The organism is Pseudomonas citronellolis, from assembly GCF_001586155.1.
GTDB lineage: Bacteria > Pseudomonadota > Gammaproteobacteria > Pseudomonadales > Pseudomonadaceae > Pseudomonas > Pseudomonas citronellolis.
In genome coordinates, this window is sequence record NZ_CP014158.1 from 3,174,986 (window position 1) to 3,198,090 (window position 23,105).

A 23,105-nucleotide genomic window follows, 5' to 3' on the forward strand; every position below is an offset into this window, starting at 1 on the left:
CATGCCCAAGTCCGTCATCATCACCTGCGCCACCACCGGCGGCGTGCACACGCCGACCATGTCCGAATACCTGCCGATCACCCCGGACGAGATCGCCCGCTCGTCCATCGAGGCGGCCGAGGCGGGCGCCTCGATCATCCACCTGCATGCCCGCCACCCCGAGACCGGCAAGCCCGACCCGCGCCCCGAGCTGTTCCGCGACTTCATGGGGCAGATCAGGGGCGCCAGCGACGCGGTGCTCAACGTCTCCACCGGCGGCGGCCTGGGCATGAGCCGCGAGGAGCGCCTGCGCGCCGCGGTGAGCCTGAGCCCGGAAATGGCCTCGCTGAACGTCGGCTCGATGAACTTCGGCATCTTCCCGATGAAGGCCAGGTACCCGAGCTGGAAACACGACTGGGAGCCGGCCTTCCTCGACAGCACCCGCGACTTCATCTTCCGCAACACCTTCGCCGACATCGAGTACATCGTGAAGGAGCTGGGCGAGGGCCACGGCACGCGCTTCGAGTTTGAGTGCTACGACCTGGGCCACCTCTACAACCTGGCCTGGGTCATCGACCAGGGCTGGATCAAGCCGCCGTTCTTCGTGCAGATGGTGTTCGGCGTGCTGGGCGGCGTCGGCGCCGACCTGGACAACCTGATGCACATGCACACCATCGCCCAGAAGCTGTTCGGCAAGGACTACGAATGGTCGGTGCTGGCCGCCGGCAAGAACCAGATGCACTTCGCCACCCAGGCCGCGCTGCTGGGCGGCAACCTGCGCGTCGGCCTGGAAGACAGCCTCTACATCGCGCCGGGCGAGAAGGCCAGAAGCAACGCCGAGCAGGTGCGCAAGATCCGTTCGATCGTCGAAAGCCTCGGCCTCAAGGTCGCCACGCCGGCCGAAGCCCGCGCGCGCCTGGGGCTCAAGGGCGGCGACAAGGTCGAGTTCTGAGAAGGGAGAAGCTCATGCAAACCCGAATGCTGATCGACGGCGAACTGGTGGCGGGCGAGGGCGAGGCCCTGGCGGTGATCGACCCCGCCAGCGGCGAGCGCATCGCCCAGGCCCACGAGGCCAGTCCGCAACAGGTGGACGCCGCCGCCCGCGCGGCGGAGGAAGCCTTCCACCGTTACGGCCGCAGCACGCCTGCCGAACGCTCCGCCCTGCTGCTGGACATCGCCGCAGTCATCGAGGCTCACGCGCCGGAGCTGGCCGCGCTGGAAAGCGCCAACGTCGGCAAGCCCTGGCCGTCGGCGCTGGACGACGAGATGCCGCTGACCCTCGACAGCTTCCGCTTCTTCGCCGGTGCGGCGCGCACCCTGGCGGGCGTCGCCGCCGGCGAATACGTGGCCGGACACACCAGCCTGATCCGCCGCGACCCGCTGGGCCCGGTGGCGGCCATCGCGCCCTGGAACTACCCGCTGATGATGGCCGCCTGGAAGCTGGCCGCGCCGCTGGCGGCCGGCTGCACGGTGGTGCTCAAGCCCTCGGAGCTGACGCCGCTGTCGACCCTGCGCCTGGCCGAGTTGCTGCAGGACGTAGTGCCCAAGGGCGTGGTCAACGTGATCAACGGAAGAGGAGCGAGCATCGGTGATCGTCTTGTCAATGCTGCTGGGATGGAAGGCGTCAGCATCACCGGATCGCCCGCCACCGGCGCCGCGGCCATGCGCGCGGCGGCGCAGCAACTGCGCCAGGTGCATCTGGAACTGGGTGGCAAGGCGCCGGTGATCGTCTACGCCGATGCCGACGTCGACAAGCTGGTCGCCAACCTGCGCGGCACCGCGTTCTTCAATGCCGGTCAGGATTGCGCGCAACCCTGCCGTCTGCTGGTGGCCGACGCGGTCTACGAGCGGGTCGTCGCCGCACTGGCCGACGCGGTGGGCTCGATACGCACCGGCGGCCCGCGCGAGGCGGGCACAGAGATGGGCCCGCTGATCAGCCAGGCGCACCGCCAGCGCGTGGCCGGCTTCGTCGAGCGCGCCCGCGGGCGCGCCGAAGTGGTGGCCGGCGGCTTCGCCGAGGAGCGCCCCGGCTTCTTCTACCGCCCCACGGTGGTGGCCAACGTCGACAACGATGCGGAGATCGCCACCTGTGAAATCTTCGGGCCGGTGGTCACGGTGTCGCGCTTCGGCGCCGGGGACGACCCGATAGCCATCGCCAACGCCGGCCGCTACGGCCTGGCCTCCTCGGTGTGGACGCGGGACAGCGCGCGGGCCATGGCCACCACCAGCCGCCTGCGCTACGGCTTCACCTGGGTGAACACCCACGGCGTGGCCACGCCGGAGATGCCCTGGGCGGCCATGAAGGGCTCGGGGCACGGCTGCGACATGTCGGTGTTCGCCCTCGAAGCCTACACCGCCGTCCGCCACGTCATGTTCGCGCACGGGTGAAGGCCATGGACAAGGACATCGTGATAGTGACGGGCGGCGGGCGCGGCATCGGCCGGGCCATCGTCGACCGGTTCCTCGCCCAGGGCGCGCAGGTCGCAACCTGCGGCCGGGGAGAGCGCCCGGCCGACCTGGATGAGGCCGTGCTGTGGGTGCAGGCCGACGTCTCGCGCAGCGCCGATGCCGGGCGGGTGGTGGAACTCACCCTCGAACACTTCGGCGCGCCCACCGTGCTGGTCAACAACGCCGGCGTGCAGGTGGAGAAGACCCTCGACGCGACCACCGACGAGGACTGGGAGCAGGTCATGGGCATCAACGCCAAGGGCACCTTCAACCTCTGCCGCGCCGTGTTGCCGGTCATGGCGGAGCGGGGCGGCAGCATCGTCAACCTCGGCTCGATCTCCGGGTTGAGCGCCGATCCGTCCATGGCCCTGTACAACGCCTCCAAGGCCTTCGTGCATGGCCTGACGCGCTCCATCGCCATCGACCACGGCCCGCGCGTGCGCTGCAACGCGGTGTGCCCGGGCTGGATCATGACGGCCATGGCCGAGGACGGTTTCGCCCAGGCCCGCGACCCCGGCAAGGCCAAGGCCGACGCCCTGGCCCGGCACGCCGCCGGGCGCTTCGGCCGGCCCCGGGACGTCGCCGGGCTGGTGGCCTGGCTCGCCAGTGAACAGGCCGGCTTCGTCACCGGTCAGTGCTATGTCATCGACGGCGGCCTGACCGCTGCCTCTCCACTCCAACCGAGGTTCTTCTGATGTGTGAATTCCAGAATGTGGCGGTATTGGGCGCCGGTGTCATCGGTGCCAGCTGGGCGGCGTTGTTCCTGGCCTCCGGCCGTGACGTGGCGGTCTTCGACCCTGCCGAGGGGATGGAGGACGAGGTGCGCGAGTACGTGAAGAACGCCTGGCCCACCCTGGTGGAACTGGGCCTGGTGAAGGAGGGCGCGCCGGGCGAGCTGAGCTTCCACCGCAACGCCGCCGACGCGGTGAAGCACGCCGACTTCATCCAGGAGAGCGTGCCCGAGCGCATCCGGATCAAGCATGCGCTCTATGCCGAAATCGAACCGCTGCTGAAGGCCGGCGCCATAGTCGCGTCGTCTGCCTCGGGCCTGCCGCTGAGCGAGATGCAGGCCGGCTGGCGGGACCCATCGCGCTTCGTCCTCGGCCACCCGTTCAACCCGCCGCACCTGATCCCGCTGGTGGAGGTCATGGGCAACCAGCGCACCGCGCAGGATGCGGTCGAGGGCGCGGAACGCTTCTACCAGCAGGTCGGCAAGGTGACCATCCGCGTGCACCGCGAAGTCCCCGGCCACGTCGCCAACCGCCTGCAGGCCGCGCTCTGGCGCGAGGCCATCCACCTGGTGAAGATCGGCGCGGCCAGCGTCGAGGACGTCGACACCGCCGTGTGGGCCGGGCCCGGCCTGCGCTGGGCGGCCATGGGGCCGACGCTGCTGTTCCACCTGGGCGGCGGGCCCGGCGGCCTGGAATCCTTCTGCCAGAAGTACGCCGAGAGCTTCCACCGCTGGTGGGACGACCTGGGCGACCCGCGGCTGGATGCCGAGACCGCGGCGCTGCTGGTCCAGGGTGTGGCCGCCGAGTCCGCCGACGGCACCCAGGCAGAGCTTTCCCGGGCCCGCGACGAGCTGATCACCGCGATGCTCAAGACCACCGCGAACCTGCGGCGCAAATAAGCCGTTGAGGTCGTTCGCAGGCTGGCGGGGCATAAGCGTTCCGCCGGCCGTAGTCCCCGATCCAGGAGCAGAGGTCATCATGTCGGTCCAACGTCTGACACTGCGGGTGGCGGAGATCGCCAGCGCCGCCCGGGACGCGCTGGTCATCGAGCTGCGCGATCCCGCCGGCGGCGAGCTGCCGGCCTTCACCCCCGGCGCGCACATCGAACTGCACCTGCCCGGCGGCCTGGTGCGCCAGTACTCGCTATGCGGCGACGCCCGGCAGCGCGACGCCTACCGCGTCGGCGTCGGCCTGGCGCCGGCCAGCCGCGGCGGTTCGAGCTACGTCCACCAGCAGTTGCGCGTCGGCGACCTGCTCAGCGTCACGCCGCCGCGCAACCACTTCCCGCTGTTCGAGGACGCCGCCGAGTTGGTCTTCTTCGCCGGCGGCATCGGCATCACGCCGATCCTCTCGATGATCCACTGGTGCGAGGCGAACCGGCGCCCCTGGCGGCTGTTCTACCTGGTGCGCAGCCGTGAACGCGCGGCCTTCCTCGACCAGCTCGCGGCCTACGGCAGCCGCGTGACCCTGCATGCCGACGAAGAAGCCGGCGGGCTGTTCGATATCGCCGGCAACCTGGCCCGCCTGCCGGCGCGGGCGCACCTCTACACCTGCGGCCCCACGCCCCTGATGCTGGCGGTGGAGGCGGCGGCCAGGGCCTTCCCCGCCGAGCAGGTGCATTTCGAATGGTTCTCGCCGCGGCAGGTGGAGAAGGCCGGGGCCGGCGCGCCCTTCACCCTCGAGCTCGCGCGCAGCGGCAAGTGCCTGGAGGTGCCGGCCGGGCAGAGCATCCTGCAGGTGCTGGAGGCCAACGGCGTCTGCGTCGAGAACTCCTGCCGCGAGGGCACCTGCGGCGCCTGCGAGACCCGGGTGCTGGCCGGCATCCCCGACCACCGCGACAGCGTGCTGAGCGAGGCGGAGCGCAAGGCCAACCGCACCCTGATGGTCTGCGTGTCCCGGGCGCTTTCCGCAACCCTGGAACTGGACCTGTAAGCCCACTCCCCCCAGAGCAGGACACGCCATGCTGACCTATCGAACGCCCGTGCTGCGCGAATGGATCGACTACAACGAGCACCTGCGCGACGCTTTCTACTTCCTCATCTTCAGCTACGCCACCGATGCGCTGATGGCGCGCATCGGCCTGGACGCGGCGGGCCGGGCCGACACCGGGCACACCCTGTTCACCCTCGAAGCGCACATCAACTACCTGGCCCAGGCGAAGCTGCACGAGGCGCTGGAAGTGCGCACGTCGTTCATCGACCGCGACCTCAAGCGCCTGCACATCGTGCACAACCTCTACCGCGAGGGCGCGGCCGAGCCCCTGGCGGTGAGCGAGCAGATGCTGATGAACATCGACAGCCGAACCGGCAGGTCCAGTGCCTTCGCCGGGGCGGTGGATTCGCGGATTTCCGAGCTTTTCCGGCAGTTCCAGGGGGCCCGGCACCCCGGCTATTGCGGGAAGACCATCGGCATACGCCGGTGAGGCGGGCCTGCCCTGCGCAGGCGCAACCCACAAAAACAAAACCTTGCCTTGAGGATTCTCCCGATGAAAGCTGCATCCCTGCTGTTCCTGGGCGCCCTGGCCGTTCTCCCCATTGCGGCGCAGTCCGCCGAGCCCGCGCAGTGCCAACTGGTCAGGATGTCCGACCCCGGCTGGACCGACATCCAGTCCACCACCGCCATCGCCAACACCCTGCTCAAGGGCCTGGGCTACAAGACCAAGGTGACCCTGCTGGGGGTGCCGCTGACCTACAAGGCGCTGGCCGAAGGCAAGAACATGGACGTCTTCCTCGGCACCTGGATCCCGACCATGGAGCCGGACCTCAAGCCCTACCGCGACGCCGGCAGGATCGACATCGTCCGCGTCAACCTCAAGCACGCCAAGTACACCCTGGCGGTGCCGGAAGAGCTCTGGAACCGCGGGCTGAAGGACTTCGCGGACATCCCGAAATTCAAGGACGAACTCAACGGCAAGATCTACGGCCTGGAGCCGGGCGACGGCGGCAACAACGCCGTGCTCAAGGCCATCGAGCAGAACGCCTTCGGCTTGAAGGACGCCGGCTTCAACGTGGTGGCGTCCAGTGAGTCGGGCATGCTGTCCCAGGTCGACCGGGCCATCCGCAGGAAGAACGCGATCCTCTTCCTGGGCTGGGAACCGCACCCGATGAACACCCGATTCAGAATCCGCTTCCTCACCGGCGGCGACGCCTTCTTCGGCCCGGACTTCGGCGACGCCACCGTCTACACCAGCACCCGCAAGGGCTACGTGGACGAGTGCCCGAACGTGGGGCAACTGCTGAAGAACCTCAGCTTCACGCTGGACATGGAGAACACCATCATGGGCTCCATCCTGGATGACAAGATGGAACCCGAGGACGCGGCGAAGGCCTGGCTGAAGAAGAACCCGCAGGTGCTGGAGCCGTGGTTGAAGGATGTGGCGACCGTCGATGGGAGGCCGGGGTTGGAGGCGGTCAGGGGGAGTTTGTAGCGCCCTCTCCCGCAAGCGGGAGAGGGGGCTGTCCGTGCCGCCGGGGCGCTCTTCGTCGGATGGGTTGAGCTGGCGAAACCCATGCGGTTGCGCTGATGGGTATCGCTTCGCTCAACGCCATCCTACGAAAAGCCGTGCTTCCCTGTAACCGTCGGACTCCGTCCGCGATTAGGATTTCCAGAGAAACCTCCGCGCACGCCGAAGCGGCGCAAACACACCCAAGAATCAGCGCGCCGCCCAGGCATTGAACCGCTGTTGCAGCTGCTCCCCATGGTCCGCCCAGAAGGCCGCATCCATCGCCAGTTGCTTGCCCAGGTTATCCGGCGCGCTGGGCAGGTTCTGGCTCTGCGCAGGCGCTATCTGCGCCGCAGCTTCTAGGTTCACCGGCCCGTAGGCGATGTGGTCGGAGTAGGCCTTCTGCTGCGGCTCCTGCAGCGCGAACCGGATGAACTTGCGCCCTTCCTCGGCGTGCTTGGCGCCCTTGGGAATGGCGTAGGACTCGATGTCGTAGATGCCGCCGTTCCACACCACCTTCAGGTTGCTTTCGTTCTGCACGGCGGAGATGCGCCCGTTGTACGCGGCGCTCATCACCACGTCGCCGGAGACCAGGTACTGCGGCGGCTGCGCGCCGGCTTCCCACCACTGGATGTACGGCTTGATCTCGTCGAGCTTGCGGAAGGCGCGGTCCTGGCCTTCCTTGGTGGCGAGCACGGCGTAGATGTCCTTGTACGGCACGCCGTCGGCCATCAGCGCGTACTCCAGGGTGTACATCGGGCCCTTGCGCAGCCCGCGCTTGCCCGGGTACTTCTTCACGTCCCAGAAGTCGGCCCAGCCGGTGGGCGCGGTCTTGAGCTTGTCGGCGTTGTAGGCCAGCACCGTGGACCAGACGAAGATGCCCGCGCCGCAGGTGTTGATCGCGCCCTTGACCAGCTTGGGCGCCAGGGCGGCGATGGCCGGGTCGTCGCCGATCTCCTCCAGCAGCCCCTCGTCGCAGGCGCGCAGCAGTTCCGGGGTTTCCAGCTCCACCACGTCCCAGGAGACGCTGCCGGTGTCGACCTGGATCTTGACCTTGGCCATCTCGCCGTTGAATTCGTCGGCAATGATCCGGCTGCCGGTCTGCGCGCTGTAGGGCTGGTAGTAGGCTTGCTGCTGCGCGTTCTTGTTCGCCCCGCCCTGGGAGGCCACGGTGAGGTCGGCCAGGGCGTGGGTGGAAAGACACGCGATGGAAAGGGCGATGACGCTGCTCAGAGACTTTGGCATTGTTATGGGCTCCGATGAGTCGAGGGAATGTCCGGTGAGGGCAATGGGCCGGGGCGCTGGACTGCGCGCGGCCTGACCTCCAGTTTCCCCAGGGCCCGGGCGCGGCGACATCAGACAGATTTACAATTCGCCAGCAGCTGGTTCATACCTTTGTATGGATTCAACGGCCCGGGGCCGATGCGATCCTCTGATTCGCTGCTGCGAACCCACCTGCCGGAGGCGCCGTGCCGATTTCGATTCAGGACATCCTCGATGACAACGCGCTGTCCACGCGCCTGGTCAGCGGCGCCAGCCACGTCGGGCGGCTGCTGCGCTGGGCCCACGTCTGCGAACTGCCCGATCCCTCGCAATGGCTGGGCGAGGGCGAGCTGCTGATGACCACCGGCCTGGGCATTCCCGCCGACGCCGCGGCGCAGCGCGAGTACATCGAGCGGCTGGTCAGGGCCCGGGTGGCGGGGCTGATGATCGGCGAGAACATGCACGCGCCCAGCGACATGGAAGCGCTGTTCGATACCGCCATGCAGCTGGATTTCCCGCTGCTGCTGACGCACAGCTCGGTGCCGTTCTCGGCGGTCGCCCGGGCGATCATCGACGCCAGCAAGCAGGAGGAGCAGGAGCGCCGCAGCGCGGTGGCGCGCATCTATGAAAGCGCCCGCATGGGCCTGCGCCACGTCGGCGTGGAGTTCCTGCTGCAGCGCCTGGCGGCGGACTTGCGCACCCAGCTTTACCTGTTCGACGCCGCCTCGCTGGAGCCCTGGCATGCGGGCCTGGCGCCGCTGCCGGCGCACTGGCGGGCGGCCCTGGGCAAGCGTGCGAACACCACGACCACCGTCACCCGCCATTCGACGGAGGAGGGCGACGCCCTGGTCATGGCGCTGCCTTCGGTGCCGGCCTGCAAGATTCTCGCGTGCGGCGGCGGCCTGATCGACTACGGCCTGCTGCACCACGTGACGGCGGTGCTGGGCATCGAGCTGGAGCGCCAGCAGGTCGAGCATGAGCGCCTGCTGCGCCAGGGCTGGGAGTTGCTGGATGACCTGTTGCAGCAGCGCCTGAGCGAGCGGCCCGCCCACGAGCGCCTGGGCGCCCTGGGCTATCCGGTCGGCCAGGCGGTCTTCGCCGTCGCCCGCTGCCGGGCGGACTTGCCCGAGCGCTGGTCGCAGCGGCTGCACTTGCAGGGCGTGGCGTTATTGTCGCGCGTGCAGGGCGAGGAACTGATCCTGCTGCTGGCCTCGGACGCGGCGGCGGAGCAGGTCCAGCAGGTGCTCGGTTGCCCGCTGGGGTTGTCCAACCCGCTGGGGCACTCGGGCCGCACTCCGGAGGCGCTGCGCGAGGCGCGCCTGGCCCTGGCGCATACCTCGGCCAGCCGCCAGGTCGCCCATTACGGGCGGGCTTCCGGCGAGCTGCTGTGGCTGCCGTCCAGCCTGGAGGAGGCCCAGTTGGTCCACCGCCGCGCCCTGGGCGCCCTGGCCGATTACGACCAGCAGCAGGGCGCGCAGCTGCAGCACACGCTGCAGGTGTTCCTCGAACAGAACCGCTCCTGGCAGAAGACCGCCGAGCGGCTCAACGTGCACCGTCAGACGCTGGTCTACCGCATCCGCCGCATCGAGGAGATCACCGGCCTCTCGCTGGATTCCACCGAGGACGTCGCCGTGCTGTGGATCGCCCTGCGCGCGGCGGACATCGCCGGCCTCAAGGCATGATCACGAAGCTCTTGCGCAGGGTTTCGCGGATGTCCCAGGTGCCGTGACAGTTTGCCGGGAACAGGATGGCGTCGCCGGCGCGCAGTTCGATGGGCTCGCCCTCGTCGGGAATGAAGAAGCCGTGGCCGCTGATGAAGTGGCTGAACTCGCGCTCCATGACCTGGCGGCGGAAGCGCCCCGGCGTGCATTCCCACACACCGGTCAGCAGGCCGCCCTGGCCTTCGGCGGCGTAGGTGGCGGCTTCGGCCACCGGCGTGCCCACGGGCGCCTTGGCTGGCACGCCGGCGGGCAGCGGGAAGCGGGCGGTATCGGGCAGATGGATCAGGTGCTGCATCGGGGGTCTCCTCGCCTGTTCAGGCGCTCTTGTCTTCCAGGCCCACGGGGGCGAATTTGCTCAGCCTGAGGTCGAGCCAGGACGGCTTGCGGTTCTGCGCCTCCTGCTCCTCCTTGCGCTGCACCGCGCCGCGCACCAGCAGGCCGCCGAAGTAGCGGATGGGCTCCGGCGGGAAGCTCTTGGGCCGGCGCCCCACCAGGCCGCAGCGGCTCCATTCGTCGCTGCGCCCCAGCACCAGGCTGGCGAGGATGCGCCCGCCCAGGCGGCTGGGGCCGACGCCGTTGCCGCTCCAGCCGATGCCGTAGAAGATGTGCGGCGCGCCTTCCAGGTGGCCGAACACCGGCATGCTGTCGTAGGTGCGGTCGATGGGGCCGCACCAGGCGTGGCTGATGGGCTCGTCGGCGAGGTTGGGGTAGGTGCGGCGGAAGTCTTTCTCGGTCTCTTCGCTCAGCCGCGGGTTGTCGTCGAAGCTGGCGTCGATGCGGCTGGCGTAGTTGATCATGCCGGTGCCCTTGCCGAAGGCGATGCGGCCGTCCTGCGTGGTGCGGTAGAAGTCCACCATCAGCTGCGAATCGGTGATCGACTCGCCGCCGGTCCAGCCGATCTGTTCCAGGCGCCGGGGGATCGGGTGGGTCGCCACTATGGTGCTGGTGACCGGCAGGACGACGCGGCTGAGTTCGGGGATCTGCGCGGCCCAGGCATTGGTGGCCAGCACCACGCGCCGCGCCGTGACCGAGCCCGAGGGCGTGCGCAGCACCGCCGGTTCGCTGCGCTGGATGTCGTCCACGGGCGTGTTCTCGAAGATCCGCACGCCTTTCTCCAGCGCCACCCGGCGCAGGCCGCGGGCGAGGCGGGCGGGCTGCACGGTGGCGTTGCTGGCCTCGATCACGCCTTCCAGGTGCTGGCGCGAGCCGGCGCGGCGCTGCACTTCGTTGTCCGGCAGCGAGCGGAAGACCTGCTCGCCCAGGCTTTCGCAGGTGCGCTGCACGCCTTTCCAGGCGCCGCGCTGGGCGTCGCTGGTGGCGGTCCACAGCCAGCCGCCGCGGCGGAAGTGCGCGTCGATGCCGTGCTGCGCGCAGAACTCGCCGATCTCGCCGATGTTCGCTTCCGAGGCGCGGGCCAGGCGCAGGGCTTCTTCCTTGCCGCACTGCGCCACCAGCGAGCTGATCTTCGGCCACCAGGACATCACGAAGCCGCCGTTGCGCCCCGAGGCGCCGCCGCCGCAGATGTCGCGCTCGAGGATCACGATCCGGCACTGCGGTTCGAGCTCCAGCAGGCGCAGCGCCGTCCATAGCCCGACGAAGCCGCCGCCGATGATGGCGACGTCGACGCTGAGGTCCTCCCGCAGGGGCGCGGTCGGGGTGAGTTCGTCAGCAATTTCCTGGAGCCAGAGGGAGCGTTTCATGGCGAGAGCCCATGGGTTGTTGTTTCCCATAATCTCGCCGAGCAGCGCCGGCGCCACCCATCGTGCATTTCTAACGATTGGGCGGCGGGTTTTCATACAAACATACGAACCCGGCGCTGCGGCCAGGGTGCCCCGGCCACGGCGCTCTTCGCGGGGTGGGGTGAGCGAAACCCATGCGGCCGTGGCGATGGGTATCGCTTCGCTCCACCCATCCTGCGTTGCCCGTCCTCACTCGCCGGAACCCTGGAGGTTCCGGCGCGGCGGGGTCAGAACAGCTTGAGGAAGTTGAGGTAGAAGCGCGGCGCCTTGCCGTTGTCGTCGTCCAGCTCTTCGGCCGAGACCTTGCGCGTCAGCGGGAAGGCCAGCTCGGGCGACACGTACATGTCCTTGAACACCTGCAGGTGGGCGCCGACGCCGGCCGAGGACAGGCTCTCGGCGCTGACCCAGCTCGGTTCCTCGCTCCATACCTTGCCGAAGTCCCAGAAGACGTAGTACTGCGTGGGCACCTCGTGGTCCCTGAAGGTGTGCAGGCGGTTGTACTGCAGCTCGACCTTGCCGGCGAAGCCCTTGTCGCCGGTGATCTCCGACGGGTCGTAGCCGCGGCCGAACTCGCTGCCGCCCACGCCGAACTGCTCGGGGCTGAGCAGCGGCTGGCCGAAGGAGGTCTGCGCGGTCATCGCCAGGTACAGGTTGAGGCCGTCCATGATCTTCGACAGGTCCTGCAGGCGCTGGGCATCCAACTGCAGCTTGGTGAAGTCGGTCTCGCCGCCCTCGCGCGAGGGGTTGGCGCGGTTTTCGCTGCTGGCGCCCATGATCTTCAGGCCGCGGCTCAGTTCCGCCTTGACCAGGTTCTTGCCGCCGTAGGCATCGAAGAAGTCGTAGCTGGCGCCCAGGCGCAGGGCGCGGATGCGGTCGTCGCTGGAGGGCGGGTTGTGCGGGTCGTCGAGGTACTCGGACTTGCCGTTGAACCAGGTGAAGGCCGCCGAGATCTTGAAGGTCTCGTCGCGCTGGCGGATCCACGGCCGGGTGATGCGCACGGCGAAGGTGTCGCCGGAGCTGTTGGCGTTGAGGAAGGAGTAGGTGTCGGCGTGGCCGTCGTTGTGCTGGGCGAGGAAGCTGAGCACGTCGCCGCGGTTGCCGACCGGGCGTTCGTACTGGCCTTCGAAGAAGGTCATCTTGTTGCCTTCCACCGATTTGCCGGCGCGCACGCCCAGGTGGTCGCCGTGGCCGGTCAGGTCGTTGACGCCCACCCCGCCGTACACCTGCCAGGGGCCGAAGTAGCGGCTGTCGCGGTTGTCGAAGCCGAAGAAGCCTTCGTACTTGCGCTGGGTGTTCTCCACCAGCAGGTCGGTGCCTTCGGCGACCGGCGAGGGGACGAAGGTGCCGCGGCTCTGGTTGCCGGACACGTCGTTCATCAGCAGCAGGTTGCGTTCCAGCGTGGCGCTCTTCACCGGCACCTCTTCACGGATGTTGCCGGCATAGCCTTCCAGCGCCTTGTTGCTCGGCCCCTGGAAGGTCACCTGGTTGACCCGGCCCTCGAAGACGTGGATGACCAGGTTGCCGTTCTCCAGGCGTTGCTCGGGCACGTAGGCCCTGGCCAGGAGGAAGCCGGCGCGGCGATAGCGCTGGGTGATGATGTCGGCCACGGCGTTCACTTCGGGCAACGACACCCTGTTGCCTTCCAGGCGCGCGAGCAGCGGCGCGAAGGTGGCGGGCGGGTAGCTGGTCACGCCGCTGAGGGTGACCTTGGCGACCTTGAAGCGGGTCTCGCCGCCGGGCAGCGCGGTCATCTCGGCAGGGACGTTCTCCGCGCTCGGGGTGACCACCGTGTCCGGCAATTGCAGCGTGGCGGGCATTTCGGTCGGCGCATTGCGGTGCCCGGAGGCGTCCGGCACCTCGACCCGCCCGGGGTTGAGCTGGCCGAGCGGGGCGGCTTGCAGCGCGCCGGCGGCGAACAGGCCGGAGCAGACGGCCAGGGCGAGGATGCTCAGTTTCGACGGAAGCGGTTTCATGGCTATTTCCCTCCCTTCTGGCCGGCCTTCAGGTCGTGGGGGATCACGCTGCGGTTCCAGTCGGGGGCGATGAACTGGCCGTCCCTGATCAGGCTGTTGGCGTAGGTCAGCACGTCGCGGATGTCCGGCGTGGTGCTGGTCTTGCCGCCGTAGGCGCGGGGTTTGCAGATCAGTTGCACGGCGTAGGTGCGGATCACCGCCGGCGATACCGAGTAGTTGGCCGAGACCGCTGAGGGCGATTCCAGCGCGGTGCAGCGGGTATTGCCGGGGGCCTGGGCGGTGAGCGGGATGCCCTGTTGCGGCTGTGGCGCGAGCGGTCCGGTGATGGTCAGGGCGCCGTCGCGGAACACCACGCTGTAGTTGCTGCCGGCCTCGAAGGCCTGGCCCTGGCCGATGGCGTAGCTGCCGGGCTCTTCGCCCGGGGCGCGGCTCAGCGAACCCCAGGCGACGTCGGCCGGGTCGCCGTTCTTCAGTCCGCTGACCGAGTAGGTCAGCCGCGGGTCGGGCTGGCCCTGGGCCTTGCGCTTGTCGTCGGCGCTCACCACCAGCGGCGCCGGGGTGATCTGCAGGTTGCCCTCCTTGAATACCAGGCTGTAGTTGCCGCTGCTCAGGCCCAGGTTGCCCTGGCCGATGGCGTAGCCCCGGGGCCGCACGTTCTCGCCGCGCTCGCGCTGCAGGCCGCCGTTGAGCACGGCAGCGGCGCTGTCACCGTTCTTCAGCCCGCTGACCGAGTAGCTCAGCGCCGGGTCGGCATCGCCGTAGACCTTGGTCTTGTCGTGGGCGATGACTTCCAGTTGCGCCGGGGTGATGTGCAGCAGGTTGCCTTCGAAGCTCAGGCGGTAGTTGCCGTTCAGGCTGCCGACGCCACCCTGGCCGATGGCGTAGTCGCCGACGTTCTGCCCGGGGGCGCGGTTGAGGTTGCCGCCCACCAGGTCGGCGGCGTTCTCGCCGAACTTTTGCCCGCTGACCTGGTAGGTCAGCGCCGGGTCGGCGTCGCCATAGACCTTGGACTTCTCGTCGGCCCTGACCTTGAGCTCGGCCTGCCGGACGCTCAGGGTGCCTTTGTTGTCCTCCAGCCGATAGCGGCCCTGGGCGCGCTGGTCCTGGCTGACGTTGTTGTCGATGGCGTAGCCGCCGGGCCTCACGTCGCTGTGTTCGGTGGCCGTGGTGGTCGGCGTGCCGACCTGGGTGCCGTCGCGGCCGAGCTGCTGGTTGACGTAGTCGTCGACGCCTTTCACCGCCTGGGCGTTGGCGTCGTACTCGGTGCGGTTGGTCAGCGTGGGGTTGCTGTCGCCGTAGGTGCGCGCCTGGTCGTCGGCGGTGACGGTGATCGTGGCCGGGGCGGCGCTGTTGAGGATCACCCCGGGCTCGTTGGTCTTGTCCACGGTTTCGTAGAAATGCACCCGGGCGCGCTCCAGTGTCTGCTCGCCGGGCTGCAGCGACGGGCCGTTCTGATCGGCTTTCTGCAACCAGGGGGTGTCGTTGACCAGGGCGCCGATCAGCGCTTCGACGGTGTTGTACTTGCCGCCGAGGTTGACGACCAATTGTTGGCTGCTGCCGTCCTGGGCGTTGTGCTGGATCTCCTTCTGATCGGTGGCGCCGGGGATGTACTGGTAGGGTTCCACGCCCCAGCCCGCCGTGCTGAAGGTGGACACCACCTCCAGGCCGCCGTTGGCGCCGAAGGCGAAACCCACTGGGAGGGTGGTTTCCACCGGGCTTCCGCCGGGGTCGGTGCGGGTCACCTTGGTCAGGCTGGGGTCGGCCGCATCGGGTGAGATTTTCCAGAGCACGCCGGCCGCGTCGGTGAAGCTCAGGCCGTTGACCAGGTAGTCCGAACTGTCCAGGTAGTTGAGCAGCAGGGCCGGATCGAGCTCGCGGTAGCCGCCGCTGCCGTCCGGGGTGACGAAGCCGGTGGCCTCGAACACCAGGTAGTCGAAGGCGTCGCCGTTCTCGGCGCGCAGGGTCACCGAGCGGGTCGCGGAGCCGTAGGTTGTACCGGGGTCGGCCACGATGTCCTGATAGCCGCGATACTCCAGCTGCTGGGCGGTGACACCGCTGAGGCTTTCGTTGGAGTAAGGCGAGGCCACGCTGCCGGTGGTGGTGGTGCCGCTGGCGTTGGTCTGGTTGAAGCGGAAGATGCCGTTGCTGGCCTTGCCGGCCAGGGTGCCGGCGTAGTTCAGGTTGCTCTCCATGCGCACGCTGGCGCCTTCCAGGGCCACCTTGTCGCCCATCAGCGCGGTGCCTTCCTGCTGGACGATGGAGGCGACGTTGGAAGTCTTCAGCCAGGCGATGCCCTGGCCGACGTCGATGATCGCGCGCTGGCCGTAGCTGTCGCCGGTGTTGTTCAGGCGGATGTCGCCGGTGGCGGCGATGAACAGGTTGCCGTCCTTGAGCAGGATGGGCGCGTTGATGTACACCGAGCCGCTGTCGTTGGAAAGGTCGGCGCCGGCGTAGGCCTGGCCCTGGCGCGGGTTGCCGGTGGCGATCAGGGCCAGGGTGGCAGGGTTGCCGTTGCCGTCCTGGCCGATGTTGGTGGCGACGATCGCCGAGTTGACGTTGATGCGCTGGCTGGCGCTGACCTCGACGTTGCCCGATGCCAGCCCATTGACGATGGCCTGGGCGGAGACCTGCCACAGGTCGGCCGTGCTCGGGCCCTGGGCGGTGCCGCCGGTGACGCTGGTGCCGGGGTCGGCATCGGCGTCGGCGACGATGTTCACCGTCTCGGGGTCCAGCAGCCATTTGCCGACGACCTTGCCGCCGGTGTCGACCTTGGCGTCGCTGGTCACCTGCAACTGCCTGCCGGAAGTCTCCACCACCCCGCCGCGCTGTTCGCCACGGGCGCTGGCGCTGCCGGCGAAGCTGGTCTGGCCGTTCGACCAGACCACCACCTGGCCGCCGTCGGTCCTGCCATCGGCCCTGAGCTGCGCGCCCTTGGCCACGCCGGTGGACTTCGCCGCCGGCTCGGGGCCCTTGCCCTGGTAGCTGCCGCCGACCAGCACCTTGCCGCCGGCACCCTGGCTGCCGGAGGCGTCGATCCTGGCGCTGCCGGCGAGGTTAACCGCGTCGCCCAGCACCTTGACGCTGCCGCCGCTGCTGCCCCTGGCGCTGAGGGTGCCGGTCACGTTGGTCTGCGCCGCGCTGCCCAGGACGATGCTGCCGCCTTGCTCGCTCACCGAGTCGGCGGCCACCTTGCCGCCGAGGTTGATCACCGAGTCCAGGTGCCTGGCCGCGCGCTCGGCGCTCATGGCCACCACGCCGTTGCCGACGTCGATCTCGCCGCTGTTGTGCACGCCGCCGGTGACGTCGGCGTTGACGCTGTCCTTCTCACCGGGGCTGCCCTGGACGGCGATGTTCATCAGCCCGTCGCCATGGAAGTCGAGGGTCGCGCGCGGGCCGGTGGCCAGTTGCACGCTGCCCTTGCGCGCCTGGATGACGCCGTGGTTCTCCACCTGGGCGCCGAGCAGGGCGACCATGCCGTTGTCGTGCACGGTGATGCGCCCGTGGTTGCTGACCACGCCCTTGAGCTGCAGGTCCAGCTTGCCGCTGCGGGCGAACTCCTTGGCCTGTTCGTCGGTGAGGAAGCCGGCGCTGGCCACCAGGGCGCTGGCGGAGATGCGCGAGTTCGGGCCGAGCCAGATGCCGTTGGGGTTGACCAGGATCAGTTGGCCGTTGGAGGTGACGGCGCCATAGATCTTCGACGGATCGCTGCCGATCACCCGGTTGAGGGTCACCGAGCGGCCGTCGGGCTGGAGGAAGGTGATGCTGTTGTCCGGGCCGACGTTGAAGCGCTGCCAGTCGATGGCGGTGCGCGTGCTGGCGGTGTTCACTTCCATGTTCGGCCCGTTCCGGGTGATGCTGGCCTGGCCGCCGACCACCTGGCCGCCCTCGGGCAGGGCGTCGGCCTGGGCCTGCAGCGACAGGCCGGCCGAGGCCAGGGCTATCGCGACGCAGAGCGTGTGCAGCGGCAGAGGGGAGGGGCCGCGGTTCCCCGAATGGCGATGTTTCATCGCTTGTCTCCTAGGAAATTTACTAGGAGAAAGCTTTGGGGAATTCCCTGCGGGGATTAATCAGGCGCGCCACGAAAGGCTTGTAGTGCTTCCCTGAGACGTCAGGGCTGCCGCGCGCTGCGGGGGAGTTCCAGATGCAGTTCGACGTGCAGCTCCGCACCGTTCTGCTCATGGACCTGCAGGTTGCCGCCGAGCAGGCCGGCCAGCGTCTCGGCCAGCACCAGGGCCGCGACGAAGGGCGGCACGCGCGCCGGCAAGGGCCCCGCCCGCAACGAAAGCCGCCAGTGCAGGCGGGCGCCGGAAACCTCGATGGCCTTCGCCGCCAGGTCGACCTGGCCGGCGCCCAGGCTTTGCGCATACAGGAGCAGGGCGCCGACCAGTTGGCGGTAGCGCTGCGCGTCCACCCAGACCCAGGGCTGCGTCCCGGCCTTCTGCAAGCGGCAAGCCGGCGCTGCGGGGGTGGCGAGGGCCTGCTCGGTCAAGGCATCCAGATCGGCCCGGCTGGGCATGGGCGTCATCTGGCCCAGTTCCAGGCGGGCCAGGTCGGTCAGCAGCTCGATGTCGCCGCGCAACCGGGCCAGGCCCTGGGCGAGGGCGTCGTCCTGGCCGGGCTGCTGCAGCGCCGCCAGCTCGCGCAGGGCCTGTTCGCCGAAGTCGACCAGGTAGCGTCCGCGCCGCGAGCGGATGCTGCGGACCTGTTCCAGGCTGTCGCGCAGCATCTGGATCTCCTGGTCCTGCTCGCCGATGTCGACGGCCGAGCAGAGCATGCCGATGAACCCGCCATCCTCGCCGCTGACGGGGATGCCGCCCTGCTTGAACACGTGGCGCACGCCGTTGATGTGGACCACGCATACCGTCATGTACGGGATCCTGGCCTGCACCGCGGCCTGGAAGGTCTTGCGCACGTACTCCAGGTGCTCGGCGTCCACCACCCCCAGCTCGCTGATGGTGCTGCCCGCGACCTGGTCATGGCTGAGGCCGGTCAGCCGGAGAAAGGCCGCGTTCGCCGCCAGCACGCGGCCTTCGCCGTCGCGCAGGCTCACCGGGTAGGGGACGCGGTCGATCAGGCTGTCGAAAGACGGCAGGGCGCCTGCCTGCGCGGGTGCGTCGCCCGGGCGCTCCACCAGCCCGTGCTGCGCGGCGACCTGGATCAGCTCGACCAGCGAGCTGGTGTTGGTCTTTTCCAGCAGCCGGGCCTTGTAGGTGCTGACGGTGCGGTCGCTGATCGCCAGTTCGGTGGCGATGTCCTTGACCCGGTAGCCGTCGGCCAGGTAGTGCAGGACCGTGATTTCCCGTGGCGTCAGCACCTCGGCCTGGGCGGCGGCGTGGGCCGCCGCGCCGATGGGTTCCTGGTGCAGCGCGCCAACCTTGAAGAAGGTGCGCCCGGCCAGCACCGCCGACACCGCTTCCAGCAGCGGCGCCCGGGTGTCGGACTTGGCGACGAAGCCGGCGGCGCCGCACTCCACGCATGCGTGCTCGTAGACGTCCGCCGGCAGGTCGGTGAACACCAGCACCTGGGTACTCTCCTGGCGGGCGCGGATACGGCGGATCACGTCCAGCCCGCCGAGGCGCGGCACCTTGAGGTCGAGCACGACCAGCTCCGGCGCCAGCCGCCGGCACAGGTCCAGGCCCTCGACGCCATTGTCGGCCACGCCGACGACCTGGTGGCCCTGGCTTTCCAGCAGGGCCCTGGCGCCCACGCAGGTGATGGGGTGGTTGTCGATGATGATGATGCGGCTCATCCCTCTGCCCGCTGTGCGATCGGGTTCCGGAAGGATAGTTCAGGCGCGCTTGGGTGGTGCGTGGAGGAATCCCCGTCCATGGCATAGAGGCTGATCCTTGCTGGGGCTGCACGGCCCCTGGTCCGCAACGCCGCATCCTGTCAGGCTAACTCCTTCCATGCCGCAACCAGGGAGTGGCCCCATGCGCTTCGATTGGCACAGCCAGCCGATCACCCGGCAGACCCCGGTCGATCCGGGCTACCGCAACACCCAGAACGTCCGCCGCTTCCTGTGCGAGCAGTGCGGCGAGGGCTTTCGTTTCGAGCGTGCCTTCATGGCCTGGATACGCAGTGGCGCCCCGGCGACCATGGGCGAGGTGGTGGACGAATGGCTGCGGCGGCACGGCCCGTAGGGGCGCGTTCGCCCCGGCTCAGTCCAGCCAGCTGTGCCAGGCCAGGCGCACCGCGCCGTCGCGCAGCGGCAGTACGGTGAGGTTGTCTGCGCCGCGCAGTTCCGTCAGCACCCGTTCCCAGGCCTTGGCGTCGTCGCCGGGGATGCGCTGCAGGGTCAGGCCGGGGCGCTGGCGGGCGTCGTGGGCGGCGATCTGGGCGTTAACCCGGGCGGCGAGCTGCTGGTAGGTATCGGCGTGCATGGTGTCCCCCTGGCGTCTGGGAAGTGGCTGATGGGTACTGTGGAAAATACTGTATGTGCATACAGTATTTCTGTAAAGCCTCTCCGACGACGAGAAGATGACCGGCGTGGGGGCGGGCGCGCGCGCCTGCGTTTGCACTGAACTCCCGCGCGCCGCAGCGGCCCTACCTGCACAGGGCGCAGTGGCCAGCCATGGGCCGCTGCGCTGTTAGCAGCCAGGAGGAAGAAGAGGACGGCCGCATGAGCACGCCCGCCCCCGTGTACCGCACCGACCTGCCCGCGCGGCTGGACCGTCTGCCCTGGGGGCGCTTCCACAGCCGGCTGGTGGTGGCGCTGGGCATCACCTGGCTGCTGGACGGGCTGGAGGTGACCCTGGCCGGCGCGGTGGCCGGCGCCCTGAAGGCCAGCCCGGCGCTGCGCCTGGACAATGCCGGGGTCGGCCTGGCCGGCGGCGTCTACATCGCCGGCGCGGTGCTGGGGGCGCTGCTGTTCGGCTGGCTGGCGGACCGGCTCGGCCGCCGCCGCCTGTTCTTCGTCACCCTGTTCGTCTATGTCGGCGCCACGGCGGCCACGGCCTTCTCCTGGAACCTGTGGAGCTTCCTGCTGTTTCGCTTCCTCACCGGGGCGGGCATCGGCGGTGAGTACTCGGCCATCAATTCGACCATCCAGGAGTTCACCCCGGCGCGCTTCCGCGGCTGGGTGGACCTCGCCATCAACGGCACCTTCTGGGTGGGCACGGCGCTGGGCGCGCTGGGTTCCCTGGTGTTGCTGGACCCGCAGCGGGTCGGCGGCGACCTGGGCTGGCGGCTGTGCTTCGGCATCGGCGCGGCGCTGGGCCTGGTGATCTTGGCGATGCGCCTGTGGCTGCCGGAAAGCCCGCGCTGGCTGCTGATCCACCAGCGCCCCGAGGCGGCCAGGCGCATCGTCGAGGGCCTGGAGGCGCAGCTGCGCGCCCAGGGGCACGTGCTGGCGCCGGTGGCGCCTGGCCAGGCGCTGTGCCTGCGCGGGCGCCACCACACGCCGCTGGGGGAGGTGGCCGCCACGCTGTTGCGCCGGCACCTGCGTCGCTCGCTGGTCGGATTGACGCTGCTGGCCGCCCAGGCCTTTTTCTACAACGCCATCTTCTTCACCTATGCGCTGGTGCTGGGCGAGTTCTATGGCGTGCCGGGGGAGCGGGTCGGCTGGTACATCCTGCCCTTCGCCTTGGGCAATTTCTGCGGGCCGCTGTTGCTGGGGCGGCTGTTCGACGTGGTGGGGCGGCGGGTGATGATCAGCGCCACCTATCTCATCTCCGGCGTGTTGCTGCTGGCCAGCGGCTACCTGTTCCTGCGCGGCTGGCTGGACGCGACGCAGCAGACCCTCGCCTGGACGCTGATCTTCTTCTTCGCCTCGGCCGCGGCCAGCTCGGCCTACCTGACGGTGGCCGAGACCTTCCCGCTGGAGATCCGCGCCCTGGCCATCGCCGTGTTCTATGCCCTGGGCACCGGCCTGGGCGGCATCGCCGGGCCGCTGCTGTTCGGCCAGCTGATCGAGACGGCCAGCCGGCAGAACCTGTTCATCGGCTACGGGATAGGCGCCGGGCTGATGGTGTTCGCCGGGCTGATGCAGGCGCTCTGGGGCGTGGCGGCCGAGCGCCGCGCCCTGGAGGCCGTGGCGCCGCCGCTGTCGCTGGCGGCGCAGGAGGACGGCGCTCCGGGGCGGGCGAAGATCCCTCGCTAGCGACCCTGGTGCAGGCCGAAGGCGGCGACCTGCGGTGCGCGGCGCTGGCCGGCGCGCACCAGGGCGAACTCGTTGCCCAGGGCGCGGCTGAGCGCGCGCACGGCCGGTTCGCTGGTGATCAGTTCGGGCTGTACGCCGGGGATGGTGAAGTGCGTTCGGGTGGTGACTCGGCTGTCGAAGTGGAGGGTGAGCTGGCCGTCCGCCTCCCGCGAAATGCGGCATTCGTAGAACGGCAGATATTGCTCGAGGATTTCGGCGATGCGCTCCGGGCTCATTGTTCGATTTCCTGTCGGTAGGTGGAGTGGGATGTGCTTCGCAGGGCCGTCCCTGGTGCTTTCGCCCTGTGCCGGCGAGACGGCCACGTCTGCCCGGCGGCCCTGCGAGCCGCCATGGGTGCTGCCGTCCGCTGCTGGCGCCCTAGCGGTGGCCCAGGTCCATGATGATGATGAGGGCCGCCACGGCGATGATCAGCAGGATGAAGAAGGTATTCATGGCCCGCGCCTCCCCGGTAAGAGCTGAACAGTCGAGGCTGCCCGTTCGCAGGAGTTCACAAAGTCTTGCCCGGCGGTCAGGCGTGGCGGCCCATGGGGCCGCGTGGCCGCTGCGCTTCGCCGACGGAGCCGATGCCCCGCCTCTGCACCGCATGGCCGGATGATCGACTACCGCGCAGGGCATGTTCACCAGTATTGACCTGCCGGTGGTTTCCCACTCGCCGTACGTCGCCGGGGTTGCATTCCGGCCGCTGCCGGCCTAAAAGCGAATCCCTTCAGCGCGCCGCCGCCCCGCCGGGCGGTGGCCGGCCACCGGAGCAGCAGAGGAAGCCCCCATGACAGCGGTCAGCACCCGCGAACACTGGATCGATACGCCGCACGGCCGGCTCTTCGCCCGGCGCTGGATGCCGGGTGGGGGCGGCGCCGCGGCGCCCATGGTGCTATTCCACGACTCCCTGGGCTGCGTGGCGCTGTGGCGCGAATTCCCCGAGCAACTGGCGCGGGCCAGCGGGCGCGAGGTGATCGCCTACGACCGCCTGGGCTTCGGCCAGTCCGACGCCCATCCGGGGACGCTGGCGCGGGGCTTCGTCGAGGACGAGGCGCGGCAGGGCTTCGCCGCGTTGCGCGAACAACTGGGCTTCGAGCGCTTCGTCGCCTTCGGCCACAGCGTTGGCGGCGGCATGGCGGTGGGCTGCGCGGCAGCCTTCGGTACAGCCTGCGAGGCGCTGGTGCTGGAGTCGGCCCAGGCCTTCGTCGAAGACCGTACCCTGGAGGGCATCCGCGCCGCCGAGCGCGACTTCGCCCGGCCAGGCGGACTGGAACGCCTGGCGAAATACCACGGCGACAAGGCGCACTGGGTATTGCGGGCCTGGGTGGATACCTGGCTGTCCGATGCCTTCGGCGACTGGAACCTGGATGCCCAGCTGGCGCGCCTGCAGTGCCCGCTGCTGTGCCTGCACGGCGAGCAGGACGAGTTCGGCTCGGCCCGCCACCCCGAGCGCTTCGTCGCCCGCGCCGCCGGGCCCGCCACCATGAAGCTGCTGGCGGACTGCGGCCATGTTCCGCACCGGCAGAAGGCCGCCGAGGTGCTGGCGCAGGTGTGCGCCTTCCTGGGCTGAGCGAGGCCGGCGAGAGGCGCGCCAGAGCCCTCGCGGACACCCGTCGTTGCGTTACAGGCCGCGCCAGCCGTGGGCTGTGGCGGAATCAATATGAATGATCCA

At 69.3% G+C, this 23,105-nt stretch carries 19 protein-coding genes; 11 read left to right on the forward strand and 8 right to left on the reverse strand.

Going from position 1 to position 23,105, the window contains the following annotated elements; genetic code table 11:
• Nucleotide 1 precedes the first annotated feature (1 nt).
• The 7 genes from kce (at nucleotide 2) to choX (ending at nucleotide 6,585) form a co-directional block, all read left to right on the forward strand.
• Nucleotides 2–931 (forward strand): 3,5-dioxohexanoate:acetyl-CoA acetone transferase, encoded by a 930-nt coding sequence (gene kce / locus PcP3B5_RS14035; RefSeq protein WP_043273818.1) that lies wholly within the window; start codon nucleotides 2–4, stop codon nucleotides 929–931.
• A gap of 14 nt (nucleotides 932–945) precedes the next feature.
• Entirely contained in the window at nucleotides 946–2,367 is a 1,422-nt protein-coding gene (locus tag PcP3B5_RS14040; RefSeq protein ID WP_061561610.1) for an aminobutyraldehyde dehydrogenase, read from the forward strand.
• A 5-nt stretch (nucleotides 2,368–2,372) separates the two neighbouring features.
• Complete coding sequence (locus tag PcP3B5_RS14045; RefSeq protein WP_061561611.1) at nucleotides 2,373–3,122, forward strand: SDR family NAD(P)-dependent oxidoreductase; 750 nt, start codon at nucleotides 2,373–2,375, stop codon at nucleotides 3,120–3,122.
• Nucleotides 3,122–4,057: a 3-hydroxyacyl-CoA dehydrogenase NAD-binding domain-containing protein gene (locus PcP3B5_RS14050; RefSeq protein ID WP_061561612.1), complete on the forward strand. Its 936-nt coding sequence runs from the start codon at nucleotides 3,122–3,124 to the stop codon at nucleotides 4,055–4,057. The genes PcP3B5_RS14045 and PcP3B5_RS14050 overlap by 1 nt, the downstream gene beginning before the upstream one ends.
• 79 nt (nucleotides 4,058–4,136) lie before the next feature.
• Entirely contained in the window at nucleotides 4,137–5,090 is a 954-nt protein-coding gene (locus PcP3B5_RS14055; RefSeq protein ID WP_043312714.1) for a PDR/VanB family oxidoreductase, read from the forward strand.
• Nucleotides 5,091–5,118: 28 nt separating this feature from the next.
• A complete protein-coding gene (locus PcP3B5_RS14060) occupies nucleotides 5,119–5,580 on the forward strand; it encodes a thioesterase family protein (RefSeq protein WP_043273825.1) in 462 nt (153 codons plus the stop codon).
• 63 nt (nucleotides 5,581–5,643) lie between these two features.
• The gene (gene choX, locus PcP3B5_RS14065) at nucleotides 5,644–6,585 is read left to right on the forward strand and encodes a choline ABC transporter substrate-binding protein (protein ID WP_061561613.1); all 942 of its coding nucleotides are present in this window, start codon (nucleotides 5,644–5,646) and stop codon (nucleotides 6,583–6,585) included.
• A gap of 225 nt (nucleotides 6,586–6,810) precedes the next feature.
• On the opposite strand, the gene PcP3B5_RS14070 is transcribed toward choX, so the two are convergent.
• Nucleotides 6,811–7,845, reverse strand: coding sequence for an ABC transporter substrate-binding protein (locus PcP3B5_RS14070; RefSeq protein ID WP_043273827.1), 1,035 nt, complete (start codon nucleotides 7,843–7,845; stop codon nucleotides 6,811–6,813).
• Between the two features lie 224 nt (nucleotides 7,846–8,069).
• On the opposite strand from PcP3B5_RS14070, the gene PcP3B5_RS14075 reads away from it, so the two are divergent.
• The gene (locus PcP3B5_RS14075; RefSeq protein WP_043273828.1) at nucleotides 8,070–9,545 is read left to right on the forward strand and encodes a PucR family transcriptional regulator; all 1,476 of its coding nucleotides are present in this window, start codon (nucleotides 8,070–8,072) and stop codon (nucleotides 9,543–9,545) included.
• On the opposite strand, the gene PcP3B5_RS14080 is transcribed toward PcP3B5_RS14075, so the two are convergent.
• The 5 genes from PcP3B5_RS14080 to PcP3B5_RS14100 form a co-directional block, all read right to left on the reverse strand.
• A complete protein-coding gene (locus PcP3B5_RS14080; RefSeq protein WP_009620142.1) occupies nucleotides 9,535–9,879 on the reverse strand; it encodes a cupin domain-containing protein in 345 nt (114 codons plus the stop codon). The two genes, PcP3B5_RS14075 and PcP3B5_RS14080, sit on opposite strands and share 11 nt — an antisense overlap.
• A 19-nt stretch (nucleotides 9,880–9,898) precedes the next feature.
• A complete protein-coding gene (locus tag PcP3B5_RS14085; RefSeq protein WP_061561614.1) occupies nucleotides 9,899–11,284 on the reverse strand; it encodes an NAD(P)/FAD-dependent oxidoreductase in 1,386 nt (461 codons plus the stop codon).
• Between the two features lie 266 nt (nucleotides 11,285–11,550).
• Entirely contained in the window at nucleotides 11,551–13,296 is a 1,746-nt protein-coding gene (locus PcP3B5_RS14090; protein ID WP_061561615.1) for a ShlB/FhaC/HecB family hemolysin secretion/activation protein, read from the reverse strand.
• A 2-nt stretch (nucleotides 13,297–13,298) separates the two neighbouring features.
• Nucleotides 13,299–17,303: an MBG domain-containing protein gene (locus tag PcP3B5_RS14095; protein ID WP_061561616.1), complete on the reverse strand. Its 4,005-nt coding sequence runs from the start codon at nucleotides 17,301–17,303 to the stop codon at nucleotides 13,299–13,301.
• 101 nt (nucleotides 17,304–17,404) lie between these two features.
• Nucleotides 17,405–19,045 (reverse strand): response regulator, encoded by a 1,641-nt coding sequence (locus tag PcP3B5_RS14100; protein WP_061561617.1) that lies wholly within the window; start codon nucleotides 19,043–19,045, stop codon nucleotides 17,405–17,407.
• A gap of 181 nt (nucleotides 19,046–19,226) precedes the next feature.
• On the opposite strand from PcP3B5_RS14100, the gene PcP3B5_RS14105 reads away from it, so the two are divergent.
• A complete protein-coding gene (locus tag PcP3B5_RS14105; protein WP_061561618.1) occupies nucleotides 19,227–19,436 on the forward strand; it encodes a DUF6434 domain-containing protein in 210 nt (69 codons plus the stop codon).
• An 18-nt stretch (nucleotides 19,437–19,454) separates the two neighbouring features.
• Here the strand turns inward: PcP3B5_RS14105 and PcP3B5_RS14110 are convergent, their stop codons facing one another.
• On the reverse strand, nucleotides 19,455–19,676 hold the full coding sequence (locus PcP3B5_RS14110; protein WP_009620152.1) for a DUF1654 domain-containing protein: 222 nt from the start codon (nucleotides 19,674–19,676) through the stop codon (nucleotides 19,455–19,457).
• A 239-nt stretch (nucleotides 19,677–19,915) separates the two neighbouring features.
• On the opposite strand from PcP3B5_RS14110, the gene PcP3B5_RS14115 reads away from it, so the two are divergent.
• Nucleotides 19,916–21,394, forward strand: a complete 1,479-nt coding sequence (locus PcP3B5_RS14115; protein WP_061561619.1) for an MFS transporter — start codon at nucleotides 19,916–19,918, stop codon at nucleotides 21,392–21,394.
• On the opposite strand, the gene PcP3B5_RS14120 is transcribed toward PcP3B5_RS14115, so the two are convergent.
• Complete coding sequence (locus PcP3B5_RS14120; protein ID WP_009620156.1) at nucleotides 21,391–21,669, reverse strand: hypothetical protein; 279 nt, start codon at nucleotides 21,667–21,669, stop codon at nucleotides 21,391–21,393. The genes PcP3B5_RS14115 and PcP3B5_RS14120 overlap by 4 nt on opposite strands.
• A 551-nt stretch (nucleotides 21,670–22,220) precedes the next feature.
• On the opposite strand from PcP3B5_RS14120, the gene PcP3B5_RS14130 reads away from it, so the two are divergent.
• Nucleotides 22,221–23,003, forward strand: a complete 783-nt coding sequence (locus PcP3B5_RS14130) for an alpha/beta fold hydrolase (RefSeq protein WP_061561621.1) — start codon at nucleotides 22,221–22,223, stop codon at nucleotides 23,001–23,003.
• Nucleotides 23,004–23,105 lie beyond the last annotated feature (102 nt).